Origin of the sequence: Streptomyces sp. bgisy159, assembly GCF_965341775.1 — a bacterium.
In the GTDB taxonomy this organism is placed as follows: domain Bacteria; phylum Actinomycetota; class Actinomycetes; order Streptomycetales; family Streptomycetaceae; genus Streptomyces.
Genome location: NZ_CBDQZH010000022.1, coordinates 1 through 13,711, shown reverse-complemented (window position 1 = coordinate 13,711; position 13,711 = coordinate 1). Strand labels below are relative to the sequence as shown.

Annotated in this window: 8 protein-coding genes; 2 read left to right on the top strand and 6 right to left on the bottom strand. The window is 72.7% G+C overall.

The features are described from left to right. The first annotated feature begins 5 nt into the window (after positions 1-5). Positions 6-2,882 (top strand): bifunctional glycosyltransferase/CDP-glycerol:glycerophosphate glycerophosphotransferase, encoded by a 2,877-nt coding sequence (locus ACSLTV_RS21295; RefSeq protein ID WP_432137428.1) that lies wholly within the window; start codon positions 6-8, stop codon positions 2,880-2,882. Next, entirely contained in the window at positions 2,879-4,024 is a 1,146-nt protein-coding gene (locus ACSLTV_RS21290; protein ID WP_432137427.1) for a glycosyltransferase family 4 protein, read from the top strand. The genes ACSLTV_RS21295 and ACSLTV_RS21290 overlap by 4 nt, the downstream gene beginning before the upstream one ends. A gap of 129 nt (positions 4,025-4,153) precedes the next feature. Here the strand turns inward: ACSLTV_RS21290 and obgE are convergent, their stop codons facing one another. The 6 genes from obgE to ACSLTV_RS21260 all read right to left on the bottom strand — a co-directional run bounded on the left by obgE (position 4,154) and on the right by ACSLTV_RS21260 (position 13,292). Then, complete coding sequence (obgE, locus tag ACSLTV_RS21285; protein ID WP_432137426.1) at positions 4,154-5,590, bottom strand: GTPase ObgE; 1,437 nt, start codon at positions 5,588-5,590, stop codon at positions 4,154-4,156. 155 nt (positions 5,591-5,745) lie between these two features. Then, positions 5,746-6,000: a 50S ribosomal protein L27 gene (gene rpmA, locus ACSLTV_RS21280; protein WP_010041940.1), complete on the bottom strand. Its 255-nt coding sequence runs from the start codon at positions 5,998-6,000 to the stop codon at positions 5,746-5,748. 13 nt (positions 6,001-6,013) lie between these two features. Next, positions 6,014-6,334, bottom strand: coding sequence for a 50S ribosomal protein L21 (rplU, locus tag ACSLTV_RS21275; RefSeq protein WP_412793873.1), 321 nt, complete (start codon positions 6,332-6,334; stop codon positions 6,014-6,016). Positions 6,335-6,607: 273 nt separating this feature from the next. Next, on the bottom strand, positions 6,608-11,014 hold the full coding sequence (locus tag ACSLTV_RS21270) for an Rne/Rng family ribonuclease (protein WP_435612658.1): 4,407 nt from the start codon (positions 11,012-11,014) through the stop codon (positions 6,608-6,610). A gap of 276 nt (positions 11,015-11,290) precedes the next feature. Next, positions 11,291-12,073 carry a TIGR03936 family radical SAM-associated protein gene (locus ACSLTV_RS21265; protein WP_432157149.1) on the bottom strand — a complete coding sequence of 261 codons (783 nt, stop codon included), beginning with the start codon at positions 12,071-12,073 and terminating at the stop codon, positions 11,291-11,293. Between the two features lie 46 nt (positions 12,074-12,119). Then, entirely contained in the window at positions 12,120-13,292 is a 1,173-nt protein-coding gene (locus ACSLTV_RS21260; RefSeq protein ID WP_435612657.1) for a hypothetical protein, read from the bottom strand. Between the last annotated feature and the right edge of the window lie 419 nt (positions 13,293-13,711).

Below are 13,711 nucleotides of genomic sequence, written 5' to 3'. Positions count from 1 at the left end.
CCGCAGTGTCCCAGCCCCACGACGAAACGCCCGACATCAGTGTCGTCGTCATCGTCTACAACGACGCCGAACGCCTCCCCACCGCGGTGCGGTCGGTCCTCGACCAGACTCTGCGCAACGTAGAGGTGATCATCGCCGACGACCATTCCACCGACGGCTCCTTCGAGGTCGCGCAGCGACTGGCGGCCGGCTCCGACCGGGTCCGCGCCATCCAGCTGGAGGAGAACAGCGGTGGCTGCGGCGAGCCGCGCAACCAGGGCGTCGCCATCGCCCGCGGCCGGTACGTGATGTTCCTCGACAGCGACGACACGCTCGAGGCCAACGCCTGCCGCAACATGCTCGACGCGGCCGAGCGCACCGACGCGGACCTGGTCTCCGGCCTCTGCCTGCGCGTGCACACCGACAGCCGCACGGGCAAGACCGCCAAGTGGTACCAGTGGCTCTACCGGCAGACCCGCACCTTCGACTCCATCACGGAGATCCCCGACCTGCTGGTCTTCGACACCCTGTCGACGAACAAGTGCTACCGCCGGTCGTTCCTCCTCGACAACGGCCTCGTCTTCCCGCGCGGCATCCACTACGAGGACCTGCTCTTCTCCGCCCAGGCCTACCTCGCCGCGTCGAAGATCACGCTGATCCCGAACACGGTCTACCACTGGAACGTGGTCGAGAAGGCCCAGGAGAAGTCGATCAGCAACCGGCGCAACGAGATCCGCAACTTCGCCGACCGCGTCGAGATCCACCGCAGGATCGACCGCATCCTGGCCGAGCAGGGCCACGACGAGCTCAAGCTGCACAAGGACCGCAAGTTCCTGAAGCACGACCTCGTCCTGTACCTCCGCGACCTGCCCTTCCTCGACGACGACTACCGGCACCGCTTCGCGGAGATGGCCCGGGGATACGTCCAGGGCTTCCCCGAGGAGGCGTACGAGGGGCTGACCCCCGTTCACCGGTTGTGCGCCTACCTCCTGCTGCAGGAGGACTGGAAGCACCTCATGCCGGCCATCGACACGCTCATCAACAAGAACAAGGTCTCCAGCCCGCTGGTGGAGCGCGACGGCCGCGTCTTCTGGTGCCCCGAGCACCTCGACGACCCGCTGGGCCGCCGCATCCTCGACGTCACCGACCTCGGCTACCACGACGCCCCCGTCCAGCGGCTGAACCTGCGCAACGCCGTGACCCGGTACGAGGAGAACGCCGGGGGGCTGGCCCTCGCGGGCGCGGTGGTCAACCCGCTCGGAGTGATCCCCCCGTCCGCGCGGCTGACGGCGGAACTGGAGTTCCGCGCCCGGCGCAAGAGCCTGCAGGCGTTCCGGTTCCCCGTCCCGTCGGTCACCCACCAGGGCGAGTCCGTCGTGTGGCAGGCCACGGTGCCCCTGGCGAGCAAGCTGCGGCCCCTGGGCATCGTCGACGACGTGTGGGACGTACGCCTGCACCTCACCGTCGACGGGGAGCGCACCACGAGCCGGCTCACCGTCGGGCAGACCGACCTGGAGAACACGGGCGCGATCCGCATCCGGCCGCGGCTGGGCCGCGCCATAGCGGACCGCATCCAGCCGCACGCCTCGGCAGGCGGCCACCTGGCGTTCCGGCTGACCCAGCACAGCCCGCTCGCCCAGCGCACCTCGACGCTCCTGCAGCGCAACATGCAGAGCCCGCCCGCCCAGATGGCCAAGAAGGTCGCGCGCAAGGTCGTGTCGGTGCGCAAGGAGCTCAACTCCGGTGCGCGCAAGCTCGAGACCTACGAGCGCATGAGCCGCCTGCTGCCCGTCCGCAAGGGCACGGTCGTCTTCGAGAGCCACCTCGGCAAGCAGTACAGCGACAGCCCGCGCGCCGTCTACGAGGAGCTGCGGCGCCGGAACCTCCCCGTCCGGGCCATCTGGTCGTACGCCGGTGAGCGTCCCACCGGGTTCCCGAAGGACGCCGAGCTGGTGCGCCGCTGGTCCTGGGGCTACCTCCGGGCGCTGGCGCAGGCCGAGTTCTGGGTCGACAACCAGGGCTTCCCGCTGAAGCTGCGCAAGCGGCCGGAGACCACCTACATCCAGACCTGGCACGGCTCCGCCCTCAAGCGCATGGGCTTCGACGCGCCGCAGGGCCGGATCATGACCGAGCCGGAGCGCCGCGAGTACCAGAAGGCGATCGACCGCTTCGACCACTTCGTGGTGCGCGGTGAGCACGATGAACGGACCCTCGCCCGGGCCTTCCGGATCCCGGAGGAGAAGCTCCTGCGCACGGGCTATCCCCGCAACGACGCGCTGGTGCAGGCGCGCGAGTCCGGCTCGCTGCCCGCGGCCACCGAGGAACTGGCCGAGCGACTCGGACTGCGCCGCGACCTGCCGGTGGTGCTCTACGCGCCGACGTTCCGGGCCCAGGCGAACGGCGCGGTGCGCAAGTTCGAGTTCCCGTTCGACGTGGAGGAGTTCGCGGACCGCTTCGGCGACCGCTTCACCCTGCTGATCCGCACCCACTACCTCAACAGCGTGTCGCTTCCGCCGTCGGTCGCCGGACGCGTCGTCAACGTCAGCGCGGAGCCCGACATCACGCCGTTGCTGCTGCTGTCCGACGCGCTGATCACCGACTACTCCTCGGTCATGTTCGACTACTCGCTCCTCCAGCGGCCCATGCTGTTCTACACCTACGACTGGGACGACTACGTGGGAAGCAGCCGCGGCACCTACTTCGACCTGTCCGAGCAGGCGCCGGGACCGGTGGTCAGGACGACGGAGGACCTCTTCGAGGCGCTGTCCGACCTCGGCGCTCTCGCCTCCGGCTACGAAGGACGGCTCAAGGAGTTCATGACGCAGTACGGCGAGTACGACCGGGGCGACGCCGCCGCCCGGATCGTCGACCGCTTCTTCGGCACCCGGGGAGAAGCCCGATGACACAGCGCGACATCATCTTCGTGGCCAACGAGGTCAACGAACTCGGCGGTGTGGCCCGCTGGCAGACGTTCATGGCCCGGCTCTTCGCCGAGCGGGGACACCGCGTCACCATCGTGGGCATCGCCCCGACCGAGACGCCCCTGGATCTCGGCGAGAACCCGCCGTTCGAGACGGTGACCCTGTACGACGTGCGCCCGCCGGGCCGCTGGCAGGCCCGCACGCTGCCCGACCGCGCCAACCTGGCCGCCCGGCGCCGCGAGGCCGCGCGCGAGGCGGAGATGCGGCAGGCCGCGGAACGCCTGTCGGGGATCTTCCGCGCCGCACGTCCGGGCGCCATGATCATCGTGACCCAGGTGTGGGCCATGGAATGGGTCGCCGTCGCCGACACCGCCGGCCACCGCGTCATCGGCATGAGCCACGAGGCGTACGAGACGTCCCGCACCTCTTCGCGCTTCCACCGCGTCCAGCGGTACTACAAGGACGTCGACCGGCTGCTCGTGCTGACGCAGGAGGACGCCGACCTGTGGATGGTGCGCGGGCTGAACAACGTGGGGTTCATGCCGAACCCCATCCCGATGATGGCGGAGACCCCGTCCCCCCGCACCGAGAAGGTCGTGGTGAGCATCGGCCGCCTCGGCTACGAGAAGGGCGTCGACCTGCTCCTCGACACCTGGGCCGAGGTGGCGCCCGAACATCCCGGCTGGCGCCTGCGCATCTACGGTTCCGGGCCGGACGAGGGCAAGCTCAGGGAACAGTGCACCGAGCTGGGCCTCGACGACTCCGTGGAGTGGGCCGGCCAGACCTCCGACGTCATGGGGGCCCTGCACGGGGCGTCCCTCTTCGTGATGTCCTCGCGCGGTGAGGGCTTCCCGCTGGCGCTCCTGGAGGCGATGTCCTGCGCGCTGCCGTGCGTGGCCTTCGACTGTGCCCCCGGCGTCCGCGAGATCGTCCGGCACGAGGAGGACGGCTTCCTGGCCCGTCCCGGCAACACCTCCGAGCTGGCGCGCTCGCTGGGCCGGCTGATGGCCGACGGCGAACTGCGCGACGCCATGGGGGACAAGGCCCACAAGAACGTCCAGCGCTTCTCGGCCTCGGAGATCACGGACCGCTGGGAGGAGCTGTTCGCGTTCCTGGAGCGCTGAACACCCGACACGAACGGACGAGGACCGGCCCCCGCCACCGGGGACCGGTCCTCGTCCGTTACAGCAGTCCCGCGCCGCTTCCCGAAGGCCTGCGGCCGCCTCCCGGGCGGCGACGCGGAGTACGAGTCCCTAGAACGGCTCGAAGTCGTCGTAGTCCTGGTCCGCGTCGTCCCGCTCCGCCTGCCGGTCCCGGCGGCGCTGGGCCGCGGGGCGGGGTGCCTCGAAGCGGTGGTCCTCGCCGCGGCGCCCGAGCATCTCGGCGCCGGACATGACGGAGGGCTCCCAGTCGAAGACGACGGCGTTCTCCTCGGGACCGATGGCGACGCCGTCACCGGCCCGGGCACCCGCCTTCATCAACTCCTCCTCGACGCCGAGGCGGTTGAGGCGGTCGGCGAGGTATCCCACGGCCTCGTCGTTGTTGAAGTCGGTCTGCCGCACCCAGCGCTCGGGCTTCTCGCCCCGCACCCGGAACAGGCCGTCGTCCTCGCGGCTGACGGTGAAGCCCGCGTCGTCCACGGCCTTGGGCCGGATGACGATCCGGGTCGCCTCCTCCTTCGGCCGGGCGGCCCGCGCCCTGGCCACCAGGTCGGCCAGCGCGAACGACAGCTCCTTCAGCCCCTTGTGGGCGACCGCGGACACCTCGAAGACGCGGTAGCCGCGCGCCTCCAGGTCCGGCCGCACCATCTCGGCGAGGTCCAGGCCGTCGGGTACGTCGATCTTGTTGAGGACGACGACCCGCGGCCGGTTGTCGAGACCGCCGTACTGCGTGAGCTCCTCCTCGATGACGTCGAGGTCGGAGACGGGGTCACGGTCGGACTCCAGGGTCGCCGTGTCGAGGACGTGCACCAGGACGCTGCACCGCTCGACGTGGCGCAGGAACTCCAGGCCGAGGCCCTTGCCCTGGCTGGCGCCGGGGATGAGACCGGGCACGTCGGCGATGGTGTAGACGGTCGAACCCGCGGTCACCACGCCGAGGTTGGGCACCAGGGTGGTGAACGGGTAGTCGGCGATCTTCGGCTTGGCCGCGCTCAGCACGGAGATCAGCGAGGACTTGCCGGCGCTCGGGTAGCCCACCAGCGCCACGTCGGCGACGGTCTTCAGCTCCAGCACGATGTCGCGCAGGTCGCCGGGCTCGCCCAGCAGCGCGAAGCCGGGCGCCTTGCGGCGGGCGCTGGCGAGGGCCGCGTTGCCGAGGCCGCCCCGGCCGCCCTGGGCGGCGATGAAGGACGTGCCGTGCCCGACCAGGTCGGCGAGGACGTTGCCCGCCTTGTCCAGGACGACGGTGCCGTCCGGCACGGGCAGCACCAGGTCCTGGCCGTCCTTGCCGGAGCGGTTGCCGCCCTCGCCCGGCTTGCCGTTCGTGGCCTTGCGGTGCGGGGAGTGGTGGTAGTCGAGCAGCGTGGTCACGGACTGGTCGACGGTGAGGATCACATCGCCGCCGCGCCCGCCGTTGCCGCCGTCGGGCCCGCCGAGCGGCTTGAACTTCTCGCGGTGGACGGAGGCACAGCCGTGACCTCCGTTACCCGCGGCGATGTGCAGCTCGACGCGGTCCACGAAGGTGGTCATGGTTCGGTGCCTCCAGAAACGTACGGTGTGCCGTCGGACGTACGGGATGTCGTCGAACGCACGGGATGTCTTCGTAGTAACACGCGAAAGGCGGACCCGCCTTCCCGACCGGGAAGTGAGGTCCGCCTCGCGAAGCGTTCGGTCTGTGCCTGGTGTCAGGCGACCGGAACGATGTTCACGACCTTGCGGCCACGGTGGGTGCCGAACTGCACCGAACCGGCCTGCAGCGCGAACAGCGTGTCGTCGCCACCACGGCCGACACCGGCGCCCGGGTGGAAGTGGGTGCCGCGCTGACGAACCAGGATCTCACCCGCGTTGACGACCTGACCGCCGAAGCGCTTCACGCCGAGCCGCTGGGCGTTGGAGTCGCGACCGTTCCGGGTGGACGATGCGCCCTTCTTGTGTGCCATCTCTCCTCAGTCCTTACTTCGCAGCCGCGGGGATCGCGGTGACCTTGATCGCCGTGTACTGCTGGCGGTGGCCCTGACGACGGCGGTAGCCGGTCTTGTTCTTGTAGCGCAGAATGTCGATCTTCTGGCCCTTGTGGTGGTCCACGACCTCGGCCTGGACCTTGATGCCGGCCAGCACCCACGGGTCGCTGGTCACGGAGTCGCCGTCGACAACGAGCAGGGTCGAGAGCTCGACCGTGTCGCCAACCTTGGCGGTGGAAATCTTGTCAACCTCAACGATGTCGCCGACAGCAACCTTGTGCTGGCGACCACCGCTGCGCACGATGGCGTACACGCGGATCTCTCTTTCGCTCGGAAAACGGCACCCCCGAAGGCCAGCCGTCCACGACAGCGGGCGGCCTCTCCCGGCCACCGAAGGCCCGGGAGGAAGAGGTTTACGGGGATGTGGCGTGGTCATTCGACACGCCGACGGTCAAGGTTACGGGTCCGCTGCCGAAGGGGTCAAACCGGGGCGGGCCCCGCCGGTGTGCGGCCGGTCACGTCGGCCCCACGCGGCGCGAGCGCGCGGACGGGGCGCCGGCCCTGCCGGACCGGCGCCCCGCGCCGCTCAGCTCTCGTCGGCCGGGGCCGACGCCGACGACGTGCTCTGCTGGGCCGCCGCGGTCTTCTTCGTGACCGTCTTGGCGGCCTTCTTCGCCGTCGTCTTCTTGGCGGCCGTCTTCTTCGCCGCGGTCTTCTTGGCCGCCGTCTTCTTGGTGGCGGCCTTCTTCGCCGTGGCCTTCTTGGCGGCCTTGCGCGCCGTCTTCTTGGCCGCCGGAGCGACCTCCTCGGCGGACTCGGCGGACTCTGCGGACTCTGCGGACTCGGCCGTACCGGCGGCCTCCGGGGCCGCGGCCGACTCGGCCGGCTCCTCAGCCGCCGGGACGACCACGACGGCCGCCTCCTCGGACGCGGTCGGCGCGATGGTCTTGCGGACGGCGCGACGACGCGGGCGGGCGGGCGCGGCGCTCTCGGCGGCGACCGGCTCGGCCTCCCCCGCGGCAGCCCCGGCCGGGACCTCCACCTGCTCGGCGGACCCCTCGGCGGGCACCGCGGCCGGCTCACCGGCGGCCGGCTCGGCGACGGTCACCACGGCCGCCTCCGCACCCGCCGGCGAACCGGCCGGCGCGGACGCCTTGCGGGTGGCCCGACGACGCGTACGGCCCTTGGGCGCGGCCTCCTCGGCGGGCGCGGCCTCGACGACCGGGTCCTCCACGGCGGCCGGCTCGGCGTGCGCGGCGGCGGCCTCGGCGGGCTGCACCGGAAGCGCCGCCTCCGCCTCGGCGGTGACGTCCTGCGCGGTGGGCGCGGGGGCGGCCGGCTCGGCCACTGCCTCGGTCTCGCGCGGTGTCTCGGTCCCGCGCGGTGTCTCGGCCGGCGCCTCAGCCCGCTTCGACCTCGGCGCGCCCGCCGGTGCCGACGCGCGGCGGCTCGCCCGGCGCCGGGTACGGCCCCGGCCGGCCGCGGCCTCGGCCTCGGCGACGCTGCTGTACAGCTCCTCGTCCGGCGCGAAGTCCGGCGAGGGCAGCGCGACCGGCTCCGCCACCGCGGCGGTCTCGGCCTCGCGCTCGGCCTCCTCCTCCGCGGTCACGGCCGGCTCTGCGGACACGGCGCTCTCGGCGGTCTCCGGGACCTCCACGACGGCGTCGTGCTCGTGGACGTGCTCACCGCCGCGACCGCGCTTCTTGCGCTTGCCGCCGGTCGCCGACGGCTGGTCGAGGTGGACGATGACGCCGCGCCCGTTGCAGTGGACGCAGGTCTCGGAGAAGGACTCCAGCAGGCCCTGGCCGACCCGCTTGCGGGTCATCTGGACCAGGCCGAGCGAGGTCACCTCGGCGACCTGGTGCTTGGTGCGGTCGCGGCCCAGGCACTCCAGCAGCCGGCGCAGCACGAGGTCCCGGTTGGACTCCAGCACCATGTCGATGAAGTCGATCACGATGATGCCGCCGAGGTCGCGCAGCCGCAGCTGGCGCACGATCTCCTCCGCCGCCTCCAGGTTGTTCCTGGTGACCGTCTCCTCCAGGTTGCCGCCCTGGCCGGTGAACTTGCCGGTGTTGACGTCGATGACGACCATCGCCTCGGTCCGGTCGATCACCAGCGAACCGCCGCTGGGCAGCCAGACCTTGCGGTCCAGCGCCTTGGCGAGCTGCTCGTCGATCCGGTAGGTGGCGAAGGCGTCGACCTCGGAGGTCCACTTCGACAGCCGCCCGGCGAGGTCCGGGGCGACGTGCGACACATAGCCGTGGATGGTCCCCCAGGCCTCGTCACCGCTGACGATGACCTTGGAGAAGTCCTCGTTGAAGATGTCCCGCACGACCCGGACCGTCATGTCCGGCTCGCCGTACAGCAGGGACGGCGCGCTCGAGCCGCCGCCCTTCGCCTTCTTGCGGATCTCCTCCCACTGCGCCTGCAGCCGCTCGACGTCCCGGCGCAGCTCCTCCTCGCTCGCGCCCTCGGCGGCGGTACGCACGATGACGCCCGCGTCCTCGGGGACGATCTTCTTGAGGATGGTCTTCAGCCGTGCCCGCTCGGTGTCGGGCAGCTTGCGGCTGATGCCGGTCATCGACCCCTCGGGGACGTACACCAGGTAACGGCCCGGCAGGGAGACCTGGCTGGTCAGACGCGCGCCCTTGTGGCCGATCGGGTCCTTGGTGACCTGCACCAGGACCGACTGGCCGGACTTCAGGGCGGACTCGATGCGGCGCGGCCCGTTGGCCATGCCCAGCGCCTCGAAGTTGACCTCACCGGCGTACAGCACGGCGTTGCGGCCCTTGCCGATGTCGATGAAGGCGGCCTCCATCGACGGCAGCACGTTCTGCACCTTGCCCAGGTAGACGTTGCCGACGTACGACGTCGACTGCTCCTTGTTGACGTAGTGCTCGACGAGCACACCGTCCTCCAGCACGCCGATCTGCGTACGGTCGCCGTGCTGGCGGACGACCATGACCCGCTCGACGGCCTCGCGCCGGGCCAGGAACTCGGCCTCGGTGATGATGGGCACGCGGCGGCGGCCCTGCTCGCGGCCCTCCCGGCGGCGCTGCTTCTTCGCCTCCAGACGCGTGGAGCCCTTGATGGACTGCACCTCGTCGGACGGCTCGGCCGCCTTGCGGGGCTCGCGGACCTTGACGACGGTGCGCTCGGGGTCGTCGGCGGACGGCTCGGTGTCCACGGACGTGTCACCGGCCCGACGGCGGCGACGGCGACGACGGCGGGTGCCGGCGCTGGAGCCGGAGCCCTCGGCACCGCCCTCCTCGGCGTCCTCTTCCTCCTGCTCGGCGGTGTCCTCGGTGTCCTGCGCGGCCTGCTCGGTGGCGAGCTCCTCGGCCTCGGCGTCCCCGCCCTCGCCCTCGGCGGCCTCGCCCCGGCGGCGTCGGCGACCGCCCCGGCGGCGCCGGCGGCGCGAGCCGGTCTCCTCGCCGTCCTCGGTCTCCTCACCCTCGACGAGGTCCTCGGCGTCCTCGGCCGTCTCCTCCGCGGCGGGCTCGGCGGCGGCCTCGGTGGACTCCGCGTTCTCGGGCGTCTGGAAGGTGGGCGCCGTGGTCTCCTCGCCCGCGGTGGCACCGCGGCGGCGGCGCCGGCGCCGCGACCCGGTCGGCTCCTCGGCGGCCTCCTCGGCCTCGGCGGTCCCGCTCTCCGACTCCGCGGCGGCGGCCTCGGCGGCGGCCCGTTCCGGCGTCTGGAACCTGGGCTCGGCGAACACCGGCGGCTGGAACACGGCCACCGCGGGCCGCGCCGGGCGGCGCGGCGCCTCGGCTTCGGCACCCTCGGTGCTCTGCGTCGCGGCCGGCTCGGCGAACAGCCCACCGGCGGTCTTGCGCACGACCCGGCGACGGCCGCGCCGGGGAGCGGCCGCCTCGGCGGGCTCCTCCGCGGGCTCCTCCGCAGCGGTCTTCCCCTCCGGGGCCTTCTCCGCGGGGCGCTCCTCGCCGGTGGTGGCCTGGGCGGCCGTCCCGGCGGCGGGCAGCACCTCGCCGGTCAGCTCGGCGGCCGGGGTCTCGGCGGCCTCCGCGGCGACGGCCCGGCCCGTGGGGGTACCGGCTTCCGCGCCCTCGGCCGCCCCGGCGGGAGCGGTCGCCTTGCGGGTGGCGCGTCGGCGCGTACGGGTCCTGGGCGCGGCCTCCTCGGCGGCGGCGGTCTGCGCCTCGGCGGGCTCCGCGGCCTCGGCGGCCGCAGGAACCTCGGGAGCCTCGGTGGTGCCTGGGGCCTCGGTCTGCTGGGGGGCAGCGGCGGGCGCGGAGGCGCGGCGGGTGGCCCGACGGCGGGTACGGCCGGCGGGCGCGGCCTCGGCGGCGGGCGCGGCGGCCGTCTCGGCGGTGGCTCGGTCGGACGGTGTCTCGGTCACGGCGGCCTCCTCGGCCTGGCTGGGCGCGGAGGCCGCGGGCAGAACGCTCTCGGCGGCCTCGGCGGACGCCGGGGTGCCGGCGGGCGCGGAGGCGCGGCGCGTGGCCCGACGACGCGTACGACGCGGCGCGGCCTCCTCGGCCCCTCCGGCCTCCTCGGCCACGGGCTGCGCGGTCTCCTGGGGCTCCGGCATCTCGGCGGCGGGTTCGGCGGCGGCCGGTACGACGGTCTCCGCGGTCTCGGCGCTACCAGCGGACGCCGGGGTGCCGGCGGGCGCGGAGGCACGGCGCGTGGCCCGACGACGCGTACGACGCGGCGCGGCATCCTCGGCGTCCTGCGCCTCGGTGTCCTGCGCCTCGGTGTCCTGCGCCTCGGTGTCCTGCGCCTCGGTGTCCTGCGCCTCGGTGTCCTGCGCCTCGGTGTCCTCGGCCTCGGGCGTCTGCACCCCGGTCTGCTCCTCGGCGGTGTCCTCCTCGGCCGGTATGGCCGAAGCGGTGACGTCCTCGGTCATCTCGGAGGCGGCGACCGGCGGACCGGCGGGGCGGGAAGCGGCCCGGCGCCGACGACGCGGCGGCAGGGTGTCGCTGGGGGTGGTGGTTTCGGAACCCTGAGTGGGTTCGATCGGTTCGAGCATGCGGGCGTTTCTCCCGTCAGGCTCCCGGGCGCCGCGCCTGGTCCGGCGTCGATCATGAGGATCGTCCGCCGTTGACGTCCGCGGCTCGCGCGATGCGCGGTGCCGCCGTCCGGGGCGCGGGCGCCGCACGGGAGCTCTCTGTGTCCTGTCTCGCCGGTTCCGTACGCCGAATGCGCACGGCCTGGCGAAAGTCTTCTGGTCGGTGCGCTGCCCGACCCAGGTGGCTCCCGAGTACGAGGGCGGCGCTACGACGTCCGTCCCTTCGCGGGACCTTCCTTACGCCGGCGCCGTCGCGGCGGCGGCGGAAGCGGCCGTGGGTAGGGCCGTCGCAGCCTCGCGGTCGGGCGCGAGCGGGTCGGTCACCGTGCCGGTCTCTTCATCGAGCAGCCCCTGCGCCAGCCTGGTCACCGCTGCGGGGACCGGCGGCGCCAGGTCGGCCACGGCGCGGAGACCGGACAGGACGTCGTCGGGTCGTACGGCAGGCGTCACGTGCCGAACAACCAGCCGCAGTATCGCACAGGGCTGGTCGCTGGGCCTATCAGCCGGCGAACTGTGCGTTTCCGTTGTTTCTCGTGTTTCCAGCGTGACGACGGCGGCGCGTGCGTCGAAGGTGCGCACGCCGTTCTTGGTGCGGCGCTGCACCTCGACGGTGTCGGCCGTGTTGAAGGCGGTCACCGCGCGCTCGGCGTCGAGGGGGTCGACCCCGGCCAGTCGCAGCTCCCACACCGAGGCCGCCAGCCGGTCGGCGAGTCCGGAGGTCCGCGCCTCCACCGCCTCGACGACGTCGAGCCCGGCGGGCAGCGACTCGTCGAGAAGGACCCGCAGACCTTCCGGGTCCCGGGCCTCGGTGAGCGCGATCTCCAGATACTCCGCCTCACTGCCCGTGCCGGTGGGTGCGGCATTGGCGTACGACACCTTGGGGTGCGGCGTGAACCCCGCCGAGTACGCCATCGGCACCTCGGCGCGGCGCAGCGCACGCTCGAAGGCGCGCTGGAAGTCACGGTGGCTGGTGAACCGGAGGCGGCCGCGCTTGGTGTAGCGCAGTCGGATGCGCTGCACCGCGGGTGCGGGCGGCGGGCCTTCGGGCTGTCGCTTGCCCAGTGTCCTAGTCCTTCGTGAGAGCGGTGGTACTTCTACCAAGAGTACGTGCCCCGGAGGGCTGAGGTTCCCGCCCGCCCACCGCTTCCCTCTCCGGGGGCCTCCCGAACAGGGCCCGGCGTACGTCGGCGCGCACCTGCCGTACGGTCTCGCGGGCGGCGGCGACGGCCTGGCGGCCGGCCCTGCCGGCGGCGCGGGCGGCCTCGGCCGCAGGCCGCAGGACGGCGTCGCGCAGCAGGTGTCCCACGGGCGTGAGGACCGTGCGGTGGACCCAGCGCACCGGCTCGACGAAGACCAACCGGAAGAGCGTCCCGAGGAACCGTCCGACGGCGACCGAGATCCGTCCCGCCATCCGCCAGGCGTGCCCGAGGGCCTCCGCGACCTCCCTCGCGAGGAGGGCGAGAAGCCGCCCGAGGGGCACGAGGACCCATCGCCACAGCGCCGACGCGGGCAGCACGAGCAGTACCCGGCCGGACCAGTACAGCCCCAGGCCCACGCCGGCGAGCAACAGCCCCGCGAGCCGGCCGGCGGCGCGTCCGACGGGGGTGAGGATCCTGGCGTACAGCCACCGCGCGGGGGCGACGACGAGATGCCGCACGAGCCAGACCACGGGCACGACGACCACGTACCGCACCAGCCAGGCCACCGGCACGACAACCGCATACCGCACCAGCCAGGCCACGGCGGTGCAGGCCCCGAGTGCGACGGTCCTGAGGGCGGACGCGGTGCCCCGCAGCAGCCGCAGCGCGGCGTGCCCGAACGGGGTGAGCACGCGCGCGTACAGCCAGGCGAGTGCCGCGGCCGCTCGGCTCGCGAGCAGGGCGAGGGCGTGGCCGACCGGGGCGAGGACGGAGCGGTACAGGAGGACGACCGGCACCACCAGCAGCACCCGTCCCAGCCATGCGAGGGCCCGGCACAGGGGCAGTACGCCGTACCGCCAGAGGACGACGGCCGGCCGGACGAGCAGTACCCCGGCCAGCCACACGAGGGCCCGCCCCGCCGGCCGGAGCACCGTGCGCGTGACGAACCGCCCGGCGGCGGCGAGCGCGTCCCACGCCATCCGCACCGGCAGCACCAGCACCAGCACGGCGACGCGGACCGGCATACGGATCGCGACGACCAGACACCCCTCGGGCGGTTCCTGACGCGCGGGTGGCTTGCGCAGGTCAACAGGGTCCATGACGACGTAGACGCGTCCACGGCCCGCGTGGATGCGCGGTCTCCCACGAACGCGCGTGCAGAACGCGGGCGGTTGACGTGGGCGGTTGACGTAGCCGACGACGGCACCTTCCAGTCTCGACTTGGCTGATTCTGATCGGTTTCCGCGCAGGAAGTGAAGATCTCGGTCATTCAACTCCCCGTTCCACGAACGCCTTCGAGTAAGTTTTCAGGCGCAAGTGGGGGGGCTTGCGTGAACACCGAACGGTGCTCCTCCACGTTCGCCGTCAACTCGGAAATGTCGAGGAGTGAGGAACACCATGCAGCTGAAGAGACTGGTGGGTACCGCCGTGGCCGCGGCTGCCGCGGGCACCCTGGTCTGGTTCGGGACCACCGCCGGCGGCTCCACCGGGCAGGCCACCGCGGACGGGGCCGTCAAGG